Source organism: Pseudoalteromonas sp. c7(2019) (assembly GCF_011378625.1).
GTDB classification, from domain to species: Bacteria; Pseudomonadota; Gammaproteobacteria; order Enterobacterales; family Alteromonadaceae; genus Pseudoalteromonas; species Pseudoalteromonas arctica.
Map to the genome: position 1 here is coordinate 1 of NZ_WTKS01000028.1, position 24,728 is coordinate 24,728.

The window sequence follows — 24,728 nt, forward strand, 5'->3', positions numbered from 1 at the left end:
GCGCTTCCGTTATATGATGATAAATCAAAAGTTTTCTCACCAACAGTCAGTGTGCCCGTATCAGCTGATGACAGCGCTGTAATTGTTGCTGTCACTGATGTTTGAGCTTTTATACCAGTTGCCGCTGCATTGATTGCGTCTGCTGTTTCCTGTGCATTTATGAGACTTAAATCTTCAGTTGTATTACCTTTTGGACCAGATAAAACAACTGCATTAGAGCCTGCTGTAGAGTCGCTAAAAGCCGTACCTGCGGCTACCGTATTATTGAATACAGTGCCACCACCTTTAATTGCATTTTCACCTATATTATCTGCAGCAATATTTCCTAACGATACATTAATTGTTTCATTAGCATTGGCACCAACTTGGAAAGCTTTAGTACCAAAGTCACCATTTAATAATTGCTGACCACCAAACGAGGTTGTTTCAGCTATACGGGTTAACTCTGTTTGCAATGCAGAGACTTCTTTCTGGAGTGACTCTCTGTCTTCATCTGAATTAGAGCCATTAGCAGACTGCAATGCTAGTTCACGCATGCGCTGAAGAATATTAGTCGATTCACTCATCGCGCCTTCAGCTGTTTGCGCCATTGAAATACCATCATTAGCATTTCGCTGAGCAACGGCTAGGCCATTAATTTGTGACGTCAATCTGTTTGAAATTTGTAGGCCCGCGGCATCATCTTTTGCACTATTGATACGCATACCCGATGATAAGCGCTCCATTGAAGTAGCTAAGCCTTCGCCAGATTTTGTTAAGTTGCGTTGTGCGTTCAGTGACGACACATTAGTATTTACTGTTAATGCCATTTTACCATCTCCTAGGTTTAAACAGAGTGTGGTTCAACACGATTTAACAGGAACCACTGTTCGATAATTTCTTATAATAAGAAAAGCATTTACTGTGCCAACTTTAATTTATTTTTAAGCTGTTGTTTTTAAATGAAAATATATAATTTATTGAATTGTAAATAAAGAGTGAAGTTGTTTAGAAAGGAGTGACAATTTTTTGCCGCTTTAAAGTGGGTAAAGCGGCAAAGTATTTCTGCTTATAATCTGCTTATAAGTAATCGAATAACGAGAGGTTAGTTAAACGGCCAAAAGTGGCTTGCGATGCTTGCAGTGCCGTTTCTTGTTTGGTTAGTTCGCTAATAGCTTCTGCCATATCAACTTCAACTAAGTTAGAGCGATTACTTTTATTTTGAATATCGAGTGCTAAGTTTGAATCGCTTACTCTTTCAAGCACGTTCATACGTCCGCCTAAACTTGATTGGGTAAATACCACTTGCTCACTCGAGTTCTGTAATTGCACTAGGCCATCAGCAAGCACTTGCTGAAAGTCATCACCTTCAAGTGTGCCATCGTTAAGGCCAGTAATAAGTGCTTGCAATGTATTAAGTACGTTTTCTTTGCCTGGTTTTTCAAGGCTGAAATCGAGTTGACCAGGTGCTGTGCCTTCTAATTCAATCGTCATACCTGCGTATTCAATTGTATCATCGCTAACTTCACCTGTTATTGCGGGGATTAGTGCTGCGCCATCTCGGTATATTTCGTAGGTTTGTGGGTCTGTTGCTGTAGCACCAGGGCTTACTAATACACTATATGTATTTGCTGTTGCTGAAGCTGTTGGGTCTGCGTTGTAATTTGCTTGATGAAACTTATCAAACTCAGCTTGGCCGTCAACATATACACTTGCCGCAGTAATAGAGCCTGAAACACTTGCCGTGTTAGATTCTACATTTAATCGCGCGTTAGTTTTTTCAAACGTGTCAAAGCCATTATCACTCGCTTTAATTGATACGCCTTCAGCTATAGTTATTTGGTGTTGCCCTTGGTCGCCATTATAGGTGTACTCACCCGCTGCAGAATCAAACTGATAAGGCTGCGTGCTGTCTTGGTATCCTGAAAATATGAATTTTCCGTCTTCTGATCGGGTGTTCATTAAGTTAGCTAGCGTTTGTTGAATGCCACTAAGTTCTGATGCAAACGTCTTTAAATCGTCTTTAGTATAAACACCATTACCAGCCTGAATAGTGAGCTCTTGCGCTTGTTGAATATTACTATTTATGCTTTGTAATACGCTTTCTTCAGTTTCTAGCCTGCCGGTAAGCTGATCGATATTTTTAGTGTATTGCTCATTAGTTTGTATTTTATTTGAATACAACATAGCTTGCGAAATAGCAGCTGGCGCTTCTGAGGTGGTTAAATACTTTTCACCTGTTGTTACTCGCTCTTGAGCATTTGCAACACCTTGTTGGTTGTCGAGTATTTTATTTATGTTGTTTTGGTACATTAAATTATTTGATAAACGCATAATTACCTCGCCGCATTTAATAAGGTGTCAAAAATTTCTTGAGCTGCTGCTAAAACTTGTGCTGATGCTGAGTATGATTGTTGAAAACGCAGTAAATTTGCGGCCTCTTCATCAAGGTTCACACCCGATAGCGACTCGTACCATGCCTCAGACTGCTCTGCTAATGCATTAAACGCACTACCGCTTGTGATTGCTTGGCCAGTTATAACACCTATATCACTCACTAACCCTGAGTAAGCTTGGTTGAACGTTTTATGGTTGTCGGCCGTTGCTGTTGTTTCTACATTTAAACGGACTAACTCACCATTTTGTAAATCAGCTAATTTTAAACCATTACGGTTATCATCAAAGCCGCCTTCGTTAAACTCAAGTGTAAAGGTGTCGCCTGTTGCTGGTGTACCTTCTATATCAAAATCGAATCCGTAAGTATCGAATGGGGCACCCGCTTGCGATAACATTCCTTTTGCAGGAGGCGTAATAGTAAAAGTACTCGTTCCGCTATTATCTGTAATTTGATATTCATTAGCATTACCTGTTTTAACAAGCGTTATTTCACCGTTTGTTAAGCTTGGTGTTGAAGTAAATCCACCGGAGGTAACACTTGTTACTTCTCCCGCTGAAATAGTAGCGGTACCTATATTATTTAAATCGTTAGCAGTACGGATTGGCGATGCTAGTGCTAAATCTTCTGCGCGCCCTGTTGCAAGTGTAATACTTGAAGCGGCATCTGAATTAAGCTTTATTTGAAACTGATCACCCTCAACACCTGCCCCAGATACATTTACTTGAAGACCAAATGATTCGCCTGAGGTAATAGTCGATGAATCAATAACACCTGTCGATATATCAGCAAGTGAAGGCTGCCCCAGCGGATCGCCTTTGTTATCTATAGGCTGAATACTTACTTCATTAGCATTGCCTGTATAGGTAATAATAAAGTCACTGGCAGGGAGTTCACTGCCCTTACCTGGCTCTACCGTTGCAGTCATACCGGCAGTACCTGTGTTAGCTTGATACGCATAAGCGCCAACGGTAGGAATATTAAAAATATTACCACCTAGCTGACCTGTTGTATCCATACCCAATTTGTTTTGTTCGTTAAATGCATCAGCTATCGCTAAGCCCATTTGACCAATTTGGTTTTGCGCAGGGACTAATATGTCATCTCTAAAAGCAAGTAAGCCGCCAATTTTTCCTTTAAGCTTACTTACATCAACTTCAAGCGGCACTGCTTTGCCACCATTAACGTCAAGCGTGAATTCTTTAAAATTAGGATCGGGGTCGCCTGTCATCGAAAATAAGTTAAATGCGCCATTTTGCATAACCACCGCTTCGCCTGTGCCCATAAAAACGAGTTTTTCGCCATTTGGACCATCAAGCGTTTCTATGTCTATTAGCTCTGATAAGTCGCGTATTGCTTTATCGCGTTCGTTATATGTAGAGCTGGCATCTGCGGCGTTATTAGTACCATTAACTGCTGCAATATTTTGATTTAGCGTGCTAATACTTTGAATTAGTGAGTTTGCTTCATCTGAAAATATTTCGAGCTGCTCGTTCACTACACTTTTTTGATCAAGCACGATGCCTGAAAGCCTATCCATTTGATCAATTAAGCTTTGCGCATCTGTCATTACTAATGAGCGAGCAACGGTAGATGACGGCTGATTTAACGCTTCTTGCACGTTATTAAATAAAGAGTTAATTCCAGTCGAAAGGTTGTTCGACTCTTCAGAAAAAATAGTATCAACTCGATTAGCCTCAGTAATAAACTGATCGAAAAACGATTTATTTGAGGTATCACGATTTAGCTGTGACTGAGCAAACTCGTTCAGTAATCGGTATGTTTCGCCTCGCCCTACTTGGTTATCAACCATAGTGGTAAACTCTGTACGCTCGCGCACATAGCCTTCGGTATTAACATTGGCGATATTTTTACTTGTCGTTTGCAATAGCTCTGAGCTTGCTCTAACCCCAGAACTGGCAATGTTTAATAAATTAAACGACATGTTACTCTACTCCTTGGCGGATCACGTTTGCCGCAATGTCTTTTAGCTGGCTGCTATTGAGCACTTTTTTTATTTTGCTGGCATAATTTGGATCGGTTGCATAACCTGCTTTTTGTAATGAATCTAAAAAGTCATTTGGTTTTGCTGTATTTTGTAATGCTTCTTTGTAGCGTGGGTTTTGCGTTAAAAAATCAACGAAGTCGTTCACGCTATCTTTAATTGAATCGTAGGCTCTAAAGCTGGCTTGTTTTTTAACGGGTGTGCCTTGCTCAAACTCAAGCGTTACTTTGCTTACTTTGTCACCTTCCCAGCTTTTATCTGACTTAATATTAAATAAGTTATTTGAGCTACCACCGTCACTTTTATTAATAATGTGCTTACCCCAACCGGTTTCAAGTGCCGCTTGTGCAACCATTACCGCAGGGTTTAAACCTATTTTTTGTGCTGCAGTTTTAGCGTGTTCCCACACTGAACTTACAAACTCTTCTGCATTTTTAAAGGTTGGGCTATCGGCTTTAGACTCTGCAGTATTAACCTTAGGCTCAGCAATATCGGCCTTAGTACTCTTAACGATAAGATCGGGTTGATTATTTTTTTGCTCATGAGGAAGCGCGGATCCGACTTGTGTATCGCTAAAAATATCGTTGGTTGTTCTAAGCACCGAGCCTGGCATAAAGTTTTTAGACTCAGGCGATAACTGCTGAACAATTAAATCGGCAAGGCCTAACGAGCCATTTGATGAAAGCTCTGTTGAAAGTTGCTGATCGTGCATTTCTTCAAAGAACTTTACACCACTTGAATTAAATGGACTGTCTTTGTCTTCAAATGCTTCGTTAGCTTTGCGCATTCCTTTGAGCAACATTTGCGTAAAAATAGCTTCAAATTGTGCGGCCGCTTTTTTGAGCGCAGCTTTAGAGGCATCAGTTGATGCATCGCCACTCGTTAAGGCTTCTTTACGAAGTGAATCTAAGTTGCCTAAATCAAAAAAGTTTTGTTTATCGAGGTGATTAGTTTCCATCGGCTTTTTGACACAAAATGAATAATGCAGTTAAAAATGCAAAAATTGAGCCACTACCGATAAAACGAGGAAGATAAAAATAATAAACTTAAGTTGCTGTAAATAAAAAGCCCTAATTTCAAAAAATAGGGCTTAAGTAATACGTTATTTATTGGCTTGGGTTATTTATATAACAACTAACTGTCCGTTAATTGCGCCGGCTTCTTTTAGTGCTTCTAAAATAGCCATTAAGTCACCAGGCGCTGCGCCTACTTCGTTAATTGCGCGAACTAAATCGTCAAGGCTTACACCTGGATTAAATACAAAGGCGCGCGAGTCGTCTTGGTTTACATCAATAATACTTTGCTGTGTGACAACTGTATCACCGTTTGCTAGCGGGTTTGGTTGTGACACGTTTTGTTGTTCTGCAATTGTTACTGTTAAGCCACCGTGAGTTATAGCCGCAGGCTGAAGCTTAACGTTTTTACCAATAACAATTGTACCGGTGCGCGAGTTAACTATAATTTTAGCGGCCATATCAGCTGGCTTAAATTCTAAGTTTTCGAGTGTCGATAAGTACGATACACGCTGGGATGCATCGCGTGGGGCTATAACACGAATAGAAACAGAATCAATTGCTTGTGCGCTATTTGGACCAACTAAGTCATTAATTGTTTTTTCTAGGCGTTTTGCCGTTGTAAAGTCTGGACGGTTTAGGTTGAAGGTAATGTAATCGCCTTGCATAAATGGGCTTTCTACAGTGCGTTCAACTGTTGCGCCATTTGGTATACGACCAACTGTAGGGGTGTTAATTACAACCTTACTACCATCAAGGCCTTGTGCGCCTAAGCCACCGACAATTAAGCTACCTTGTGCAATTGCATACACGTTACCGTCTACACCCTTTAAAAAAGTTTGTAGTAAAGTACCGCCACGTAAACTGCCTGCACTACCAATAGAAGAAACCGTAATATCTATTGTTTGTCCGGGCTTTCTAAATGCAGGTAATTCTGCATGCACAGCAACAGCGGCAACATTTTTAATTTTAGGACTTTGAGTTGAAGGTAGCGTAATACCAAAGCTGTTCAACATGCCTCTAAAACTTTGTTGTGTGTATGAGTTTTGCTCGCCAGTGCCCGGCAAGCCAACCACTAAGCCATAACCAACTAATTGGTTAGAGCGCACGCCCTCAACCATAGACACATCTTTTATGCGCTCAGCACTGGCAGTAAACTGCCAACCTAATAACACAACTAAACATAAAGCTTTAAGGCTATTCATGTTGTTACCCTCTAAAATGGAAACAGCGAACTGCTAAAGAAACGTGTAAGCCAACCAGGACTTTGCGCCTCTTGCGTTTGCCCTTTACCTGAGTATTGAATACGTGCATTAGCAATACGATTTGATTCAACCGTATTATCGGCGCTTACATCTTGAGGGCGTACTAACCCTTCTAAACGAATAAACTCTTCACCGGTATTAAGCGTTAGCCATTTTTCACCGCGTATAACTAAATTACCGTTAGGTAAAACGCGCATTACATTAACCGAAATATCGCCTACTAAGCTGTTTGATTGGTTTGATTTTGAATCGCCCGTAAATGACGAATCGCTACCAATACCAAACTGAATACTGTCGCCACCTATATTTACAGGTAGACCACCTAATCCAATAACGGGGTCTAAGCTTGCGTCGGTTTCTTTGTCTGTTTCTGTTTTAGCGGCTTTTGTTGCTTGAGTAGACTCTTGCAACTTAACCGTGATTATATCGCCAGTACGTAGCGCTTTTTTATCAGAATATAAGTCGTTTGATGTATGAGTATTAAACAATGAACCTGTGGCTACCAGCGGCTCTAAAATAGGCTCGGGGTACATAGGTGCGTAGTAAGGGTCGTCCTGCACTACTTCACTATTTTGCGTAGACATACAGCCACTTAAAAATAATGTGCCCGCTGCAAATAAAATAATATTACGCATAATTCCCCCTACTCTATTAAAGCTGTTGATTGATATAACTCATCATTTCGTCAACGGCCGAAATTACTTTTGAGTTCATTTCGTAAATACGCTGAGTTTCGATTAGGTTTACGAGCTCTTCAGTTACATTTACGTTTGAAGTTTCGAGTGAGCCTTGAATAATGCTACCTAACCCTTCAACGCCAGGGTTACCTTGTACCGGCGCACCACTTACAGCGGTTTCGGTATAAAGGTTTTGACCAATTGGCTCAAGGCCCGATGGATTAATAAAATCACTAATAGTAAGCTGACCAATTACCACGTTATCGGCTTGGCCTGCAACACGTACAGATACTTCGCCGTCTTGCGAAACCGTAATTGATTGCGCGTCATCAGGTACATTCATTTCTGGCTGAATCACATAACCTGCGCCCGATGTTACAATTCGTCCATCGCCATCGGTAGTAAACTGACCATTGCGCGAGTAAGCAATATTGCCATCTGGTTGCAGTACTTCAAAAAAACCTTCACCAGAAATCATCCAATCTAGTGAATTTTCGGTGGTCAACATGTTGCCTTGCGTAAACTCTTTTTGGTTAGCTACAACTTTAGCACCCGCACCTAACATTAAGCCCGATGGCATTTCGGTATCTTGCGATGAACGACCACCTGGTTGATTAATATTTTGATAAAGTAAATCTTCAAATATAGCGCGGCTTTTTTTATAACCTACGGTACTCGCATTCGCTAAATTATTTGAGATAACCGATATATCGGTTTGTTGAGCGTCTAGCCCAGTTTTACTGATCCACAATGCTGGATTCATAATCGTGTCCTCACTTTAAAGTTAAACTATGCGTAATAACTGATCTTGACGCTCGTCAATTTCTTCAGCTGTTTTCATTAATTTCACTTGTAATTCAAATTGGCGCTGGTGGCTTATCATGTCGACCATTTCGTGAACAGGGTTCACATTCGACATTTCAAGCGAACCACTTAAAACTTTTACATTGGCAGAGGTATCTACTGTTACATTTGCTTTTGGTCTAAATAAACCATCGTTACCTTTTTCGAGCTGTGAGCTATTTGCTTCTACTACTCTAAGCGTGTCTATTTCTTCTAAAAAGTTAGCTGGAGCGCCTTGTGGTCGAACTTGAATAGCGCCATCTTGGCTAAACCCTATTTTTTCGACTGGGACAGGTAAAATAACAGGTCCCCCTTCGCCAATAACTTGACGACCGTGGCTGGTTACGAGCATGCCTTGAGCAGTAATGTTTAACGTACCCACTTTTGTGTAAGCTTCATTACCGGAGGCATCTTGCACTGCAAGCCATGCGTTATCGCTCATTGCGATATCTAAGTCTCGCCCGGTTTGAACAATGCCACCCGATACCATGTTAGAACCCGGACGCTCTTGCATTGAAAATACACGTGTAGGCAAACCTTCGCCAAACGCTTGCATAGAACGTGCTTGCGCAAAGTCAGCTTTAAAACCCGTTGTATTTGCATTTGCCAAATTATTGGCTTTTAAAGCAAGCCCTTGTAGGCTTTGCTTAGCGCCAGAGGCCGCAATGTAGACCATTTTGTCCATAGTATCGACTCACATAAAAAATCTCTGAACTTATAAATGCAAAATAGGTGCCAGATTAAATTTGACGCAACATTGAGAGGTATTTAGAAGGGCTTACAAAGATGACTTATAAAAAAGGCTGCAAAAATGCAGCCTAATATATTTAATGAGGTTTAGCTTATCGAATCTGCAAAATACTTTGCTGAATAGTTGAGTTAACTTCAAGCGCACGTGAGTTTGCTTGGTAATTACGCTGTGCAGTAATTAAGTCTACTAGTTCATTAGTAAGGTTTGTATTTGATTGCTCAAGCGCTGATGAGTTAATTCCACCAAATGTACCCGAACCAGCTTCACCCGCTACAGGTTCACCTGAATCAATACTTTGCTTCCAGCTTGTATCACCCACTTGTGATAACCCTTGTGAATTTGGAAAACGTACCATAGCCACTTGGCCTAGGAATGTTGAGTCACCATTACTGTAAGAAGCGACAATTTTACCGTCTGTGCCAATATCAATTCCGGCTAAACGACCAACTGTTGAGCCATCTTGATCGAGTGCTTTTACTTCAAAACCACTTGAATACTGAGTTGGGATACGTCCTGCCGTGTTATTTTCATCGCGCCAGTTAAGCTCAATACCAGTACCAGGGAAAGTTGCACCATTGTCTAGTAATGTTGATAAACCAGCGCCAGAACCCGCTGGTAGTAATATTTCATCAAAAGTAGTTGTATTTGTATTTGCCACACCACCTGTTGTTGATGGCAAACCACTTGAGTTAAAACCTAGGGTAGTCAGTGGTGTATAAGGTGTCGTTGTTTGTTCTCCACCAGTTGTGCCATCAACTACTTTGCCATCAAGTGTTGCGTATACTTCCCAACTGTTATCTGTACCACCTGCTGCGGCATCATCTTCTTTAGCAAAAAAGTACTGTAAGATGTGCGGCTCACCTAGTGAATCATATACTGTTGTTGACGTAGATGAGTTATAAGTACCACTAGACGTAGGGTCAAAATCTAGACCTGATGGATCCGCCGTTGCATCTAAGTTAAACGACAAAAATACATTTTCTGTTGCGCGAGGTGAACCAGACGAATCAGGGATTTGAATTGGATCAGTTGTGCTCAAACTTACCGACGTTGTATCACCTGTAGATGAATCAACTGGGAATGCTTGTAAAAAGTTACCTTTTGCGTCAACCATAAAGTTATCTTGGTTAAGCTTAAATGCACCCGCACGTGTATATGTTAAATCTTGCGAAGATAAATCGTCGGTCATCGCAAAATAACCTTCACCAGTGATTGCTAAATCAAGTGAGTTATTTGTAAATTGCAGTGAGCCTTGGTGAAACTGCTGCGCAACCATGGTTGTTTGCACACCGTCACCATTTTTAGTCTTACCAGAGCTAAACACTGATGAAGCGTAAACATCGGCAAACTCAGCGCGTGACTCTTTAAAACCTGTGGTATTAACGTTTGCAATATTATTTGCCGTTACGTCTAAATCTTTTTGCGCGGCAGCAAGGCCGGTTAATGCAATATTGAAGCTCATAATTCACCTCTAACCTGTTAGTCTGTGGCCTGCTAGCAGGCGAAAATACTAAAATTTATTACGCGATTTCTGCTACATCTGTCAGCCTAACCGCACCTTCTTTAGTGTTAATAATAATGCCACTTGAGCCATTAATATTAACGCTTTCAATGTTTTTAAATGTAGCAATGGGCAAGCTTGAAAATTCGCCGTCAGTGCTTCCTTCAGCGGTTACTGAATATTCACCTTCAGGTAAACGCTCACCGGCTTCATTTTTGCCATCCCACGCAAAGCGAACTGCACCTGCTGATTGAGAACCCATATCAATAGTTCTCACTAGCTGACCCGATGCATCTGTCACTTTGATTTTTAAGTTATCAACGGCTTCTTCTGCCACTGCCGAGCCTCTGGCATCACCCGTTTCATTTAAATCTAAGGTGTTTGACTCAAGTAAAGCTTGCTTGCCAACAAGTGTTGATGCTTGCAAAGCTGAATTTGATGTCATAGATGAAGCTAAGCTATCAAAATTTGAATTTAAATCGCTGATCCCTTGCGCCATTGTAAAGCTCGTCATTTGAGCAATCATTTGATCGTTATCCGCAGGGTTACTGGGATCTTGAAACGATAATTGCTGAGTTAACAAAGAGAAAAAGTCTTCTTGTGTTAACGCATCACTCTCAGTATCACTGGTAGCAACTTGTTGCTCTTGCCAGCGTATAGAGTCTAAATAGGATGAAGATGTACTAATATCGTTACTCATAACCTACCCTCGGTTACCGCTGCCCTAGCAACAGTGTTTTACTTAGCATTTGCTTTGCTGCATCAGCAACTTGCACGTTTGTTTGGTAAGAACGAGAGGCAGAAATCATATTTGCCATCTCCTCTACAACATTAACGTTGGGTTTATAGATATAGCCATTTTCATCCGCACTTGGATGATTTGGGTTATATTCAATTTGTAGTGGAGCATCGCTTTCAACAATGCCCAAAACTTTAACACCAACTGCGGAGCCCTGCTGGTTACTTGCTGATGCTGAAGCTTTTGTTAGCTCAGCCGCAAATACAGGTTGGCGCGCTCGGTACGTTTTGTCTTGAGATGAACTAATGGTATTAGCATTAGAAATATTACTAGCGGTGGTATTTAAGCGAACATTTTGTGCGCTCATACCCGAACCTGCAATATCGAAAACATTATATAAACTCATAATTTTTATCCTTGACTACCGAGAGCTTTATTCAGACCTTTGAATCTGCCGCTTAAAAATTGCAAGCTGGCCTGATACTCCATAGCATTCTGTGTATACAAGTTTCGTTCCACTTGTATATCAACCGAGTTACCATCGCCTGTATCTGATTGATTTGGCAAACGAAATGATTCAGAGCTGCCCATACTATGAGTACCTCCACCAATGTGTTTATCATTAGTTCTTACCATAGTATTGCCGCTTTGCTGGGTTGACCTTGCCGCTTTTAAAGCTGAGGCAAAGTCTATATCTTTTGCTTTATAGCCAGGCGTATCAGCGTTAGCTATATTAGTTGCAATTAATTCTGCTCGCTGTGAACGTATCAACATGGCTTGCGGATGCACACCTAATGCTTTATCAAAACTGATAGCCATAACCTTCTCCAAAAAATTGACTTACCCATGAATAAAGCAAAAAATAAGCCATTAATATTAGGAAGTGTTATATTTTTATAAGGTTATGTATCTAAATAGAAAAACGACGCTTGGTGCGTCGTTTTAGGGAAATGGATTAACTTAGTTATTTCTTTTGGTAAATGATACCGGGGTTGCATCTAACCATATCAAATTCAGTACTTAGGCCAGTTAGGGACTCTGACGCTCCTAAAAATAAGTACCCTTTTGGGTTTAACGCTTGTGCAAACTGGTTAATAATTTTAGCTTTTATTTCAGGCGCAAAGTAAATTAGTACATTTCGGCAAAAAATAATATCAAACTTGCCCATTAACGCGTAAGAATCAAGCAGATTTAAATGCCTAAAACTAACTTGTTTTTTTATTGTATCGTTTACTTGTGCCATACCGTTGCCGCTGTCTTTAAAAAACTTTTTACGACGCTCTGCAGATAACCCTCTGGCGAGTGCCAGCGCGTCATACTCTGCATTTTTACACATATCAAGCATGGTATTAGATATGTCGGTACCAATAATTTGTGCCCCCATACGAAGCACACCTGGTTGCTTAGCACTAAATTCAGCAACTGACATAGCTATTGAATAAGGTTCTTGGCCTGACGAACTGGCAGCAGACCAAATTTTTAAAGGTCTTCTTAGGTCTTTAAATTCTGGGAAAAGCTTGTTTTGGAGCAACTCAAATGGGTATTGATCTCTAAACCACAAAGTTTCGTTGGTGGTCATTGCATCAACCACAGCGGCTCTTAATTGCCGCTCGTGAGGCCCGAGAGTTTTACTAACCAACTCCGATAAAGATCCCACATTAAATCGAGTCATTAACGGAGCAAGTCGGCTTTTAACTAAATACTGTTTATTTTCACCTAAAACAATGCCGCATTGCTGCTCTAAAAATGAACGAAATTGGTCGTATTCACTTTGCTGCAAATCTTTATTATTCAAGTTAGTAGCACCTATTTTTGTTAATCACAATGAACCCACTTTTTAACCGCTGTTGCTAATTCGTCTGGGTTAAATTTAGCAATAAAGTCATCTGCCCCGACTTTTTCAATCATAGCCTGGTTAAAAACACCACTCAGAGAGGTATGCAAAATAACATGCAAAGGTGCAAGTTTGGGATCTGCTTTTATTTCAGCTGTTAAGGTATAGCCGTCCATTTCTGGCATTTCAACGTCTGAGATAAGTAACGCTACTCGCTCAGTAATATCGTTTTTACAATCAAGCTCTGCTATTTCTTTTAATCTTATAAGTGCTTCTTTACCATTTTTGGCAAGCTCTGTTTGCACGCCTAACGGCTCTAGGGCACGTTTAACTTGATTACGCGCAACAGCAGAGTCGTCTGCAATAAATACGATACGTTCGCCTAAATCTTTTTGAATATCGCCGCTTTGTGCAACTTCAGCACTTACTTCTGTGTTTACTGGGCAAATTTCGTTGAGAATTTTTTCTACATCGAGAATTTCGACTAATTCATTTTCGATTTCGGTCACTGCCGTTAAATATGAATAACGTCCGGCGCCTGATGGCGGTGGCATTATTTTTTCCCAATTCATATTTACAATACGTTCAACTCCGCCCACTAAAAACCCTTGCACAGAGCGATTGTATTCAGCAATGATTATAAAGCTGTCTTTAATGTTGTCGATTGGGCGCCCACCTACAGCCATTGATAAATCAATAACCGAAATGGTTTGACCACGAATATGTGCAACACCACGAATATACGGATTAGATTTTGGCATGCTTGTTAGTGGAGGGCATTGCAGCACTTCTCTCACTTTAAATACATTAATACCAAAACGCTGACGCCCTCTGAGCTTAAATAAAAGTAATTCTAGGCGGTTCTGCCCAACCAACTGTGTGCGTTGGTTTACTGAGTCTAAAATGCCTGCCATTCAAATCTCCTAAAGAAAACAAATAATACGGAACGATAATTGCTTTCTATTTATAAAGCTACATAACATCGCGGGTGCGTCTACTTTTTGACGCAAAATATTTATACCCTGTTTGAAACCATAAGCATAGTCGAAACATTATGAGTTTGTTAAAAAAAATCAGAAGATACAGTGTTTTTTATTTTGTTACTAGCTTGTGCTTTGTATTCCCTTTGCAAGCTAAAGTGTTTAGTAAAGATTTATTACAAGACATGGCCGTTGCTTATATAGCTAAGCAGATTGGTACATTGCAAAATACTAATACTCAATTAAGTGCACTGCCTTTAGATAGTCGCATTCCTGATCGTGTCTGTAATACTGAACTTGAATTATCAACATCCGATGAGCCACCATTCAACCGCCAAGTAACCTTACAAGCCAAATGCAATGATGCGCAAACGTGGACTCAATACGTTCATGTAAGAGTTGTTGAAATGGCTCCAGTTGTTGTTGCCACTGCTAATTTAACTCGTGGTGAAGTAATAACTAAATCGCATTTAAGTATTGAAATGAAACCAACTCACTTTGTACGAATTCAGTACTTAGATGACCCTACAATGCTAATAGGCAGCAGAAGTAAACGAAATATTAGAAGTGGTATGCCAGTATTACTAAACCAAATTTGTATGGTGTGTAAAGGTGACTCTGTTAATATTTACGCTAACCTTAGAGGCCTTAGAATTAAAACCACAGGTATTGCTTTAGAAGACGGTACTTTGGGCGAACAGATACAAATAAAAAACAAAAAATCAGGTAAAGTTTTAAATGCGCGAGTAGATGGTGTAGAGTCTGTTCAGGTGAATATTTAATTTAGATTTATACTAAAGTATCCTACGTATATGCCGATAACATGGCATAAGTTGGGTAATATACGGGTTTATTATTATGGTTAATCAAGTTAATGGCAGTAATCAACAAGCTAATGCGTTAACAAATGCAAAGCAACAACAAGTTGATTTAAAAAAAGATAACGCAAATACACAAGCGACGCAGACTCCTTCGCCTAAAGCAGCAAGTGACTCTGTAAGCTTGACGCCGCAAGCGCAGCAATTAAAAACGCTTCAAGATAAAGCACAGCAATCGTCTGGCTTTGATAGCGATAAAGTTGCTGAGCTTAAAAAAGCAATTACCGAAGGTAAATATCAAGTGGACAGTGAAAAGCTTGCTAAAAATTTAGCTGATTTTGAGTTTAACGTGTATGGCTGATCATAATAGTTTAATTAGCGTAAAACTAAACCAACAAGTAAGTTGTTTAGATTCTTTGCATACGCTATTAAACGACGAGCTTACTGCTATTGCCTCACGACGTGGTGCTGGTTTAAAAGAAATTACCCAACAAAAAATGTCTTTTTTAACTAAGTTAAGCACTCTTGATAAAGAGCTGAGTAAGCTAATTGCCAGTAACGATACACAAAACCCTGAAATATCTGAGCTAATAAGCCAAGTTAAAACTCAACTTGCGCAATGCCAAAAACAAAATAATGTTAATGCTCATGCTGCTCGCCAAGCGCAACTAAGCGTTAAACAATTAAAAGAGATATTAATTGGCGCACCAACGTCAATGACCTACGACCAAGCCGGTAAGTCTGTAAATACCGAGAGTAAACTGGTTCGTAATTTAAAAGCGTAAGCCCAAAATTGGACATTAAAAAAACCTTATTGATTTATCAATAAGGTTTTTTTAATGTCCTTTATTCTTAAATTTCGTTATAAATAATATCAATTTTCTTAATAATGTAAGCCCCCTTAATAATTAAGAGGGCTTTATTGAGATTAAATATCCGTTTGATTATTACTACTTTCAATTAAGTGTTTAATCATCTCTTCCGATTGATTTTGTACATCAACCGCAGGTGCTGCTGCATCAATGCTTCCCCCACTTTGAGCTGGAGTATAAGCAATTGCAGAGCCTTCTTCATCAAGTAGATTATTTAAAGCAACTAACTGCTCTGTTTCAGAGTCAATTATTACATCGTTTATGCTTAGTGGTTCTGCTTCACTAACTCCTACCACCTGTTCTGGCGTGCTTGCTATTGTTCCTACATTTGCTAAATTAATGGTTTCGGTGTTTAACACTTCATCACCTTGCGTATCACCCAATGCTGACTCTTCGCTAAATGACGCTGGCATAATGTCGCCAGCACCTGAACCTGATTCAGAGGTGTAAATATTGCCGGACTGCTCTACCTCGTTACCCGTATTTTTAATCAAGTAGTTTCCGACTTCATCAACAGTAACAAAATAATATTGCTCCCCTCCACCAATGTTTAGGTTGGCTAAGTTTAAAAACCCTCCCCAATCTCCATTGCTATCTGAAGTAAAGCTGCTTGAAAGTTCTAATACATCTAAATCTAGACCGAGTAAGTCAATGCCTAATAACGAAGAGCCAATAATGTATACTTCAGTATCTGGCTCTGTTGTCCCTTCAACTGATGGGAGTACAATACCTAATATTCCTGAACTAAAATCAGTAACCTCAAAACCTATTGGCGTGGTATCAATAACCAATCCAGATATACTACCGCTTGAAGTTGTATTACCTGATGTATCAGTTGCTACGGCTGTTACTGTGTACTCCCCATCAGCTAAGTCAGTATTAGCTGTAGCACTCCATACACCCGATGCATTAACAGTTTCTATTAATACAATACTTTCAGTTGGACCATTAAAGGTAACAGTTACAGACTCACCTGGAGCGGCAGTCCCCGTAACAAGCGGTGTTTGATCTGCGGTTAGCTCTAACCCCGAGTCAATTGTAATACCTGAGTCAATTGCGCTACTTGATGATTGCGTACCAGTATTACCTGCACCATCAGCAATGCCAACATCTACAGTGTAGTTACCTTCACTAAGTACTTCTGCCGATATCACGCTCCAAGTTCCATCAGTGCCAACGGTTGTGTCAACATTGTGAGTGGCACCAGCTGAATCAGTAAACATAACTATTACAGCCGCACCTGCAAAGCTTCCAGTTACAGAACCCGTAATGGTAGGCGTTGTATCTTGCCCTACTGTAATTGGGTCTATCACTACAGTTGGTGCAGTATAATCGGTGCTTGACACCATAGTATCGCTAGCAGAGTTACCCGCTGTATCGCTTATTGATGCTGTTGCATTAAAGCTACCTTCACTAAGCGCGGTGGTAGCTGTTACTGACCATGTGCCATTGCCTGAAACTTGAGCGGTAATAGTTTGTGAATCATTATTAGCATCTGTAATAACAACACTCACATTTGTACCTGCTGGTGCATCACTTGTACCTGTAATTGTTGGTAACGGGTTATTAGTAACAGGTAACTGATTAACTTCAACTGTTGGTGGTGTTAAATCAATAATGCCACCTAGGCTTGTAGAACTTGTAAGCCCTAAGTTTTCAACTGTAGCACTTACAGTAAAGGCACCTTCAGCTAATGGTGTTGTAGGTATTAGAGTCCATACACCTGCAATAGCTTGGGTGTTATATGTCGTTGCTGTACCGCTACTATCGGTAATAACTACCTGTACGTCACCTGCTAATATATCTGTGGTACCTGTAATTGTTGGCGTTGTATCGCTTGTATCTACAATTTGATTAATTAACAAACCTGGTAAGGTTGTACTAATAGTGCCCGTTTGCGTAACTGTTGCTATATTCCCAGCATCATCTGTACTTATTGCCTCAATTGTTAAGTCACCTTCAGCAAGTAAAGGAGTAACAATAAGCCATGTTCCGTCTCCTAATACCGAAGTGGTAACTACATATAATGTATCTGTAGAGTCAGTAATATTTACGGTAATTAAACTTCCTACCTCTTCATCGCTTGTCCCTTCAATAGTAGGTGTTAGCGTATTAAGTACACCAAACGCATCAATTCCTAGCGCTGGCGCTATAGTATCTATGGTTACTTGCTCAATGGCCGACTGCCCTGTATTACCTGCCGCGTCAGTTATACTTGCAGAAACAGTATATACACCATCTGATAAGCTAGTAGTTACTAAAGACCACTTGCCATCGCTACCAATTAAGGTATTAAATACCGTTTTTTCACCATTACTACCAATAACAGTTACATCAATATTTGTGCCTTCCGCTTCTGGTGATGTACCTGAAAGCTCTAATATATCTGTATTGCTAATGCTCAGTGGTAAAATTCTAACCACTGGTACTAGCGTATCAACGACGAATTCAAGCGTATCGGTAACTACATTACCTGCATCATCAGTAATACTCACATTAGCAACGTGCTGCCCTTCAGATAATGCATCAACTTCAAGTGTAAATATTCCCAAAGCATCAACTGTAGTAGTTAGTACAGTGCCGCCATCTAGTTGTATTTCAACAACACCATTAATTAAATCACTGGTACCTTGGATTATTGGCGTGGAGTCTGATGTTGTGCCAATAACCTGTAAGCCAAGTGTTGGCGATATTGTATCCACCACTGCGGTAAGTAGTTGCGTGGTAGTAATACCGACCTCACTTAACACGTCAACTGTTACGCTAAATGTACCTTCAGCTAATGATTGAGGAACCTGTACAGCCCACGTATTATCGGCTTGCACTATAGCCGTAAGCTCTTGTACTACATTTCCGCTATCTACCACTTTAACTAGCACTTCAGTGCCTGGTGCTTGGTCGGTCGTACCACTAATTATTGGTAAATCGCCCTCACCAGTAGCAAAGTCAACTACTGCATTTAGTACTGGGGTTGAAGCATCTACATCAGCAGTCGTAATAGTGGTGGTGTTACCCGCATCATCGGTTGCAGAGGCTTCAATAACTGATAAGCCAATAACATTAACGGCTAGGCCTAATAGCTCCCAATCACCATTTGCATCTGTGGTTACATCGTATGTTAAATCGAGTAAATCACCTGCAAGCTCTAGAGTAACCGTAACGGTTTTACCTTCGCCCAAATCAGATGTACCAGATAAAGAAACCAACTGACCTAATAGGAACGAAGGCACAATTGTTAGCTCTGGTCCCACGGTATCAACCTCACCACCGGTTTTATTGTCGACCGAAGTATTGCCCGCAGCATCGCTAATAGTTGCACTAACACTGTAAACACCGTCAGCTAAAATATTATTAGCAGCCGCTTGCCAGTCTCCATTGCCATCGGTTTGAACGGTCATTTGATGAGAAACTCCAGCAGAATCAGTAAAGGTAACAATAACGTTTGTATTTTCCTCGTTAGACGTACCTGTAATCAATGGAGTGCTATCTTGAGTTAGTATTAATGAACTTTGATTAATACTAATTTCAGGAGCAATTGTATCAATGGTTGCTGTATTTGTTGCGTCCCCGGTATTACCCGCGCTGTCAGTAACAAATACTTCAACTGAATAATCTCCTTGTGAAAGAGAACTACTTGCCTCTACAGACCATACACCACCAGTTTGAACTGTTGTATTTACAGTATGCTCATTACCTTGTGCATCAGTGAATACCACTGCAACAGCATCACCCACATTGGCACCTGTCACACTTCCTGAAATACTTGGAGTTAGATCGGTACTTCCAGCAATATTATTAATAGTTACAACTGGCGCTGTTATGTCAACTTCCCCTGTAATACTTGTGTTTACAGGATTACCGGCAGTATCTGTTGTTGAAGCTAAAACTGTGTAAATGCCCTCGCTCAACTCTGTACTTGCAGCGACTGACCATGTGCCATTTGCACCAACCGTAGCATTAACCGTTTGCTCTGCACCTAAGCTATCAGTAATTAAAATAATAACTAATGCGCCTTGCGGTGCGGTTGTTGTGCCTGAAATTGTAGGCGTTGTATCATTTAAAGTTACAAGCGGCGTAATACTAAGCGTTGGCGCGGTTAAATCGATAACACCGCTACCTGTTGTATTACTCGTTAAGCTTCCTTCAGTTACACTTGCCGAAACAGTAAATTCACCTTCAGGTAGAATATCTGTCGCATCAACACTCCAAATACCGCCTACTACCGTCGTAGTTACAGTATGTGAAACGTTATTAACGTCAGTTATAACGACTGTGATCACCGAGTTATCTATTGCACTACTTGTGCCTGATATTGCTGGTGTTTGATCGTTCGTATCAACAATTGTATTAATATTAATTGTAGGCGCATTGGTATTTAAAGTTGCGGTACTATTTGCAACTGATTCATTCCCTGCGGCATCAGTAACACTTGCAGAAACTGTAACTTCACCATCAGTTAGTACATCTGTAATATCTACAGTCCAAGCACCTCCTGCACCAACAACAGTTGTGTAAGTCTCGGTACTATCTCCATCGGTCACAGTTACTGTAATACTCGTGTTTTCAGGTTCATTAGATGTGCCTGAAATAGTTGGCGTGCTGTTATTAATTGTACCTAATGCATTTATAGTAATACTTGGTGCTTGAGTATCAATAAAGCTCGAGCCTGTATCCACACCTTGATTGCCAGCATCATCGGTAATACTTACCTCAACATCATAATTGCCATCTGGCAAGCTTGGCGCCGTAACTTGCCAATCGCCGCTAGCATCAACTATTGCGGTTAAAGTATGTATATCACCGTTGCTATCTGTAATGACTATATCGACCACCGTATTCTGTGGTTCAGTTGAAGTACCACTTATAATTGGTGTATTAGTGTTAAATACAGTTGTGTCATTAAGTACAATAACAGGTACTTGAGTATCAATTGTTAAATCAATAGTCGTGCTGCTGATATTATTAGCGTCATCGGTAATGCTTACTTGCGCCGTATAATCACCATCAACAAGTGCTACGGGGACATCTACTTGCCAATTGCCATCAGTACCCACAGTTGCTGTTAGTGTTTGACCACCAATAATAATGCTTACATCTGCACCTATCTCATTACTTGTGCCTGAAATTGTAGGTGTTGTATCTATTGTCGCGTTAACTTCGTTCACAATTAATGTAGGATCAACACTGTCTATTTCACCTTGAGCCTGCTGCGTTGTTAAGTTACCAACACTGTCTCTAACCTCTGCAACAACGGTATATTGACCTTGCGCTAGCTCTGCAGGTACAGCAACAGACCAGTCGCCACCGGCTTGAACTGTCGCAGTAAACGCTTGGCTTTCTCCTTCACTATCAGTCACGGTTATATTAATTACAGTGCCTTGCCCCATATCGGTGGTGCCGCTAATTACTGGCGTACTGTCATTAGATAAAGCATCGACACTAACTGTTAGGTCTGGCGCTACGTTATCAAAATCAAGTGTATTGATTGTTCTAACATTACCAGCGGCATCCGTTGCACTGGCAGTTACATAGGCAAGATTTAGTAAAGGTACTGTTATGTTTGCAAGCCCCCACGTACCATCAGGATTTGTCGTTGCTGTATAAGTTGCACCAACTAATCCCCCAACTAGGTACTCTGTAATAGTGATTACAGAACCCCCTGGTAGATCAGAATCCCCCGAAAGAGAAACTAAATTACCTAATAAAAACGATGGAATAATTTCAAGATCCGGAGCAGTTACATCTACTTCGCCAGTGTCCGTGCCGGTGCCTGTGTTGCCTGCAGCATCAGTGATGCTGGCGCTGACGCTGTAGTTCCCTTCAGTTAATGTGCCTGTTGGTGTCGCACTCCAGTTACCACTTGCATCGGTTTGTACATCAATGCTTTGAGTGGCATTTGTTGCATCGGTAAACGTAACCGTGATGGTGCTGTTAGGCGCATCACTGGTGCCCGTAACAGTGGGCGTGCTGTCGTTTGTTAATACTGGCGCATCCACGGTAATGCTTGGCGCGGTCGTGTCAATGGTGCCGTTGCCTGTAATATCGGTGCTGTTGCCTGCCACATCGCTAATACTTGCTTCGATGCTGTATGGTCCTTCAGCCAATGCAGTCGGTACTTCCACCGAGAAGTTGCCATCAGCATCCACAGTGGTCGTAAAGGTTTGTGTATTGCCTTGATCGTCCACAACCGTGAAGTTAATAACCGTGCCTTCAACGGCATCACTTGTGCCGCTAAGTGTCGGAGTGATGTCATTACTTGAACCTGGGCTGGTAAGCACAAGTGTCGGTGCAGTGGTATCTACTTCACCAGTGCCTGTGGCGGTGGTGTCGTTGCCTGCGGCATCTTCAACACTTGCACTAATGGTGTATGCACCTTCTGCTAGTGCTACCGGTACAGGGATTGACCACGTGCCATTAGCAAGTACGGTGGCGCTCATTGTTTGTGGTGTGCCACTGCTATCTGTCACTATAACTGTTACCGTACTGCCTTGCGGTGCATCACTACTGCCTGCAATCGTTGGCGTGGTGTCGTTGCCTACACCATTGTCGGTAATAACAAGGCTCGGGCCAGTAAGGTCTATCAGACCTGTTTCGGTGGCGCTGCCGATATTACCTAGGCCATCGTCTACCTCTGCGGTGACCGTATATTCGCCTTCGGCTAGTACGCTTGGTGCATCGACGCTCCATACACCACCCGTTACGGTCGTATCAACAGTCGTAATATTCCCTGCACTGTCTTCAAACGTTAAGCTGATAGTGGTGTTATCTGCCGCATCGCTTGTACCATTAATGGTTGGTGTGGTGTCGTTGGTATCAACCAAGGCATTAATGCTAATGCTCGGCGCGGTGGTGTTGAGTGTCGCGGTTTCACTTAATGTGGTGGTGTTTCCGGCGTTATCGCTCACGCTGGCTTCAATAGTAAGCTCTCCATCAGCTAATGCTGTCGGCACATCTGCTGACCAACTGCCGTCGGCTTGTACTGTCGCGGTGAACGTTTCGGTTGTGGTGCCATCGCTTACACTGATGTTTATCACTGTGCCCGCTGGCGCATTGCTGCTTCCGCTGATTGTTGGGGTGCTGTTATTAGTGGCACCTACTGTGTCTAACGTCAGTGTCGGCGCTAAGGTATCTAGGTTGCCTGATTGAACTGCACCGCCAGTATTGCCTGCATCATCGGTGATACTGGCTTGCACGGTGTAGCTTCCATCCGGTAATTCAGGGCTAGTTGCTTGCCAATCGCCGTTTGCATCGACTGTGGCTGTAATTGGGTGTTCATCACCGTTGCTGTCAGTAATAACAATGTTGATAACCGTGCCTTCAGGCTCTGTTGAGGTACCACTAACAACTGGGGTGCTGTCGTTGCCAAGGCCCAGTGCATCAACGGTGACAACCGGTGTAATGGTGTCTACGTTACCACTGCTGCTCGCGGTGGTGTCGTTGCCTGCAGCATCCGTAATGCTGGCGCTTACAGTAAAGTCACCTTGCGCAAGCGCACTTGGGATTTCAATGTCCCAGTGGCCATCACTTTCAACGGTGGTGGTAATGGTTTGCACTACGCCGTCGCTGTCGGTCACGATGAGTGTAACAGTGCCGCCAATTTCGTTACTGGTGCCCTGCAGCTCAGGTGTTAAATCGCTAACATCGCCTACGTTTTGAATGGTGAGCGTTGGCGCTTGCGTGTCGATGGTGGTGGTATCACTCGCGGTGGTTTCGTTGCCGACACTGTCGCGTACACTCACTTCAATGGTGCTTTCACCTTCGCTTAGCGGTGTGGTTGGAGTGGCACTCCAATTGCCATCCGCATCCACAAGCGCAGTGATGGTTTGTGGGTTGCCTGCGCTATCGGTCACTACAATAGTGACTTGCGCGCCTTCACCCGCATCGCTTGTGCCGCTTATGATTGGCGTGTTGCTGTCGCTTTGTGCGTCAACCTCAACAGTAAGCGTTGGTGGTGTGTTATCAAAGTCGTCTGAGCTAATTGTACGCGTGTTACCTGCGGCATCGGTCGCTGTTGCGATCACTGAGCCTAAGTTCAGTAATGAGATATCAATACCAGTCAGTGACCAGTTACCATTGGCGTCAGTGGTTGTGGTGTAACTTACGCCCACACCGCCGCCAACAAGTTGCTCAGTAATAGTAATTTCACGGCCAGCCGGTAAATCAGAGGTGCCGTTTAATAACACCAATGAGCCTAATAAGAAGGTAGGTGTAAATGCTAAGTCTGGCGGTGTTATATCGACTTCGCCACTGTCTGTACCTGTGCCTGTGTTACCTGCAGCATCGGTGATGCTGGCGCTGACGCTGTAATTACCTTCCGCTAAATCGCCGCTTGGCGTTGCACTCCAGTTACCACTTGCATCGGTTTGTACATCAATGCTTTGAGTGGCATTTGTTGCATCGGTAAACGTAACCGTGATGGTGCTATTAGGTGCATCACTAGTCCCTGTCACTGTAGGCGTGCTGTCATTTGTTAATAATGGCGCATCTACACTCACACTTGGTGCTGTGGTATCAATGGTGCCATCGCTCGCAATATCGGTGCTGTTGCCTGCCGCATCGCTAATACTTGCTTCGATGCTGTATGGTCCTTCAGCCAGTGCAGTCGGTACTTCAACTGAGAAGTTGCCATCAGCATCCACAGTGGTGGTGAACGTTTGTGTATTGCCTTGATCGTCCACTACGGTGAAGTTAATAACCGTGCCTTCAACCGCATCGCTTGTGCCGCTGAGTGTCGGGGTGATGTCGCTACTTGAGCCTGGACTGGTAAGTACAAGGGTCGGTGCAATGGTATCTATTTCACCAGTGCCTGTGGCAGTGGCTTCGTTGCCTGCGGCATCGCTCACACTGGCGCTCACTGTAAAGGTGCCTTCAGCCAGTACTTGCGTGGCTGCTACGCTCCATGTGCCATTAACCCCTAATGTGGTCGTTACGGTATGAGTAATATTATTACTGTCGGTGATTTCAACGCTTACGGTGCTACCTTGTGGCGCATTCGCTGTGCCGGTGATCGTAGGTGTTGTGTCATCAGTCACGGTTACATCATTTACGGCAATATT

At 42.0% G+C, this 24,728-nt stretch carries 17 protein-coding genes and 1 pseudogene; 3 read left to right on the forward strand and 15 right to left on the reverse strand.

What is annotated here, in order from left to right:
- The 14 genes and pseudogenes from GQR38_RS19495 to GQR38_RS19560 all read right to left on the reverse strand — a co-directional run.
- Nucleotides 1-809, reverse strand: a pseudogene (locus GQR38_RS19495) (flagellin); the annotation flags it as partial.
- 250 nt (nt 810-1,059) lie between these two features.
- A complete protein-coding gene (gene flgL, locus GQR38_RS19500; protein WP_165723029.1) occupies nt 1,060-2,313 on the reverse strand; it encodes a flagellar hook-associated protein FlgL in 1,254 nt (417 codons plus the stop codon).
- A 2-nt stretch (nt 2,314-2,315) separates the two neighbouring features.
- The gene (flgK, locus tag GQR38_RS19505; RefSeq protein WP_165723030.1) at nt 2,316-4,319 is read right to left on the reverse strand and encodes a flagellar hook-associated protein FlgK; all 2,004 of its coding nucleotides are present in this window, start codon (nt 4,317-4,319) and stop codon (nt 2,316-2,318) included.
- 1 nt (nt 4,320) lies between these two features.
- A complete protein-coding gene (flgJ, locus tag GQR38_RS19510) occupies nt 4,321-5,337 on the reverse strand; it encodes a flagellar assembly peptidoglycan hydrolase FlgJ (protein WP_165723031.1) in 1,017 nt (338 codons plus the stop codon).
- Between the two features lie 165 nt (nt 5,338-5,502).
- Entirely contained in the window at nt 5,503-6,597 is a 1,095-nt protein-coding gene (locus GQR38_RS19515; protein ID WP_024592771.1) for a flagellar basal body P-ring protein FlgI, read from the reverse strand.
- An 11-nt stretch (nt 6,598-6,608) separates the two neighbouring features.
- Nucleotides 6,609-7,292 (reverse strand): flagellar basal body L-ring protein FlgH, encoded by a 684-nt coding sequence (gene flgH / locus GQR38_RS19520; RefSeq protein WP_002959418.1) that lies wholly within the window; start codon nt 7,290-7,292, stop codon nt 6,609-6,611.
- 16 nt (nt 7,293-7,308) lie between these two features.
- Complete coding sequence (gene flgG, locus GQR38_RS19525; protein ID WP_002959420.1) at nt 7,309-8,097, reverse strand: flagellar basal-body rod protein FlgG; 789 nt, start codon at nt 8,095-8,097, stop codon at nt 7,309-7,311.
- Nucleotides 8,098-8,118: 21 nt separating this feature from the next.
- The gene (locus GQR38_RS19530; protein ID WP_024589964.1) at nt 8,119-8,862 is read right to left on the reverse strand and encodes a flagellar basal body rod protein FlgF; all 744 of its coding nucleotides are present in this window, start codon (nt 8,860-8,862) and stop codon (nt 8,119-8,121) included.
- A gap of 157 nt (nt 8,863-9,019) precedes the next feature.
- On the reverse strand, nt 9,020-10,390 hold the full coding sequence (gene flgE / locus GQR38_RS19535) for a flagellar hook protein FlgE (RefSeq protein WP_007581862.1): 1,371 nt from the start codon (nt 10,388-10,390) through the stop codon (nt 9,020-9,022).
- 58 nt (nt 10,391-10,448) lie between these two features.
- Nucleotides 10,449-11,129, reverse strand: coding sequence for a flagellar hook assembly protein FlgD (locus tag GQR38_RS19540; RefSeq protein ID WP_024595787.1), 681 nt, complete (start codon nt 11,127-11,129; stop codon nt 10,449-10,451).
- Between the two features lie 13 nt (nt 11,130-11,142).
- Entirely contained in the window at nt 11,143-11,574 is a 432-nt protein-coding gene (gene flgC, locus GQR38_RS19545) for a flagellar basal body rod protein FlgC (protein ID WP_010553247.1), read from the reverse strand.
- A 5-nt stretch (nt 11,575-11,579) separates the two neighbouring features.
- A complete protein-coding gene (flgB, locus tag GQR38_RS19550; protein WP_010553246.1) occupies nt 11,580-11,987 on the reverse strand; it encodes a flagellar basal body rod protein FlgB in 408 nt (135 codons plus the stop codon).
- A gap of 145 nt (nt 11,988-12,132) precedes the next feature.
- Nucleotides 12,133-12,963: a protein-glutamate O-methyltransferase CheR gene (locus tag GQR38_RS19555; protein WP_165723032.1), complete on the reverse strand. Its 831-nt coding sequence runs from the start codon at nt 12,961-12,963 to the stop codon at nt 12,133-12,135.
- Between the two features lie 20 nt (nt 12,964-12,983).
- The gene (locus GQR38_RS19560; protein ID WP_007581858.1) at nt 12,984-13,916 is read right to left on the reverse strand and encodes a chemotaxis protein CheV; all 933 of its coding nucleotides are present in this window, start codon (nt 13,914-13,916) and stop codon (nt 12,984-12,986) included.
- Nucleotides 13,917-14,056: 140 nt separating this feature from the next.
- Here GQR38_RS19560 and flgA point away from each other — a divergent pair, with 140 nt between their 5' ends.
- From flgA to GQR38_RS19575, 3 genes are all read left to right on the forward strand, one after another.
- Nucleotides 14,057-14,764 (forward strand): flagellar basal body P-ring formation chaperone FlgA, encoded by a 708-nt coding sequence (flgA, locus tag GQR38_RS19565; RefSeq protein ID WP_024608600.1) that lies wholly within the window; start codon nt 14,057-14,059, stop codon nt 14,762-14,764.
- A 76-nt stretch (nt 14,765-14,840) separates the two neighbouring features.
- A complete protein-coding gene (gene flgM / locus GQR38_RS19570) occupies nt 14,841-15,161 on the forward strand; it encodes a flagellar biosynthesis anti-sigma factor FlgM (RefSeq protein WP_007581856.1) in 321 nt (106 codons plus the stop codon).
- Nucleotides 15,154-15,585, forward strand: a complete 432-nt coding sequence (locus GQR38_RS19575; RefSeq protein WP_024589967.1) for a flagellar protein FlgN — start codon at nt 15,154-15,156, stop codon at nt 15,583-15,585. The genes flgM and GQR38_RS19575 overlap by 8 nt, the downstream gene beginning before the upstream one ends.
- 143 nt (nt 15,586-15,728) lie before the next feature.
- On the opposite strand, the gene GQR38_RS19580 is transcribed toward GQR38_RS19575, so the two are convergent.
- Nucleotides 15,729-24,704, reverse strand: a complete 8,976-nt coding sequence (locus GQR38_RS19580) for an Ig-like domain-containing protein (protein WP_346774266.1) — start codon at nt 24,702-24,704, stop codon at nt 15,729-15,731.
- Nucleotides 24,705-24,728: the final 24 nt, after the last annotated feature.

What these genes read in the sequence shown, in the direction of transcription:
- flgL (WP_165723029.1), bottom strand. Translation starts at nt 2,313, where the DNA reads ATGCGTTTATCAAATAATTTAATGTACCAAAACAACATAAATAAAATA.
- flgK (WP_165723030.1), bottom strand. Translation starts at nt 4,319, where the DNA reads ATGTCGTTTAATTTATTAAACATTGCCAGTTCTGGGGTTAGAGCAAGC.
- flgJ (WP_165723031.1), bottom strand. Translation starts at nt 5,337, where the DNA reads ATGGAAACTAATCACCTCGATAAACAAAACTTTTTTGATTTAGGCAAC.
- GQR38_RS19515 (WP_024592771.1), bottom strand. Translation starts at nt 6,597, where the DNA reads ATGAATAGCCTTAAAGCTTTATGTTTAGTTGTGTTATTAGGTTGGCAG.
- flgH (WP_002959418.1), bottom strand. Translation starts at nt 7,292, where the DNA reads ATGCGTAATATTATTTTATTTGCAGCGGGCACATTATTTTTAAGTGGC.
- flgG (WP_002959420.1), bottom strand. Translation starts at nt 8,097, where the DNA reads ATGAATCCAGCATTGTGGATCAGTAAAACTGGGCTAGACGCTCAACAA.
- GQR38_RS19530 (WP_024589964.1), bottom strand. Translation starts at nt 8,862, where the DNA reads ATGGACAAAATGGTCTACATTGCGGCCTCTGGCGCTAAGCAAAGCCTA.
- flgE (WP_007581862.1), bottom strand. Translation starts at nt 10,390, where the DNA reads ATGAGCTTCAATATTGCATTAACCGGCCTTGCTGCCGCGCAAAAAGAT.
- GQR38_RS19540 (WP_024595787.1), bottom strand. Translation starts at nt 11,129, where the DNA reads ATGAGTAACGATATTAGTACATCTTCATCCTATTTAGACTCTATACGC.
- flgC (WP_010553247.1), bottom strand. Translation starts at nt 11,574, where the DNA reads ATGAGTTTATATAATGTTTTCGATATTGCAGGTTCGGGTATGAGCGCA.
- flgB (WP_010553246.1), bottom strand. Translation starts at nt 11,987, where the DNA reads ATGGCTATCAGTTTTGATAAAGCATTAGGTGTGCATCCGCAAGCCATG.
- GQR38_RS19560 (WP_007581858.1), bottom strand. Translation starts at nt 13,916, where the DNA reads ATGGCAGGCATTTTAGACTCAGTAAACCAACGCACACAGTTGGTTGGG.
- flgA (WP_024608600.1), top strand. Translation starts at nt 14,057, where the DNA reads ATGAGTTTGTTAAAAAAAATCAGAAGATACAGTGTTTTTTATTTTGTT.
- flgM (WP_007581856.1), top strand. Translation starts at nt 14,841, where the DNA reads ATGGTTAATCAAGTTAATGGCAGTAATCAACAAGCTAATGCGTTAACA.
- GQR38_RS19575 (WP_024589967.1), top strand. Translation starts at nt 15,154, where the DNA reads ATGGCTGATCATAATAGTTTAATTAGCGTAAAACTAAACCAACAAGTA.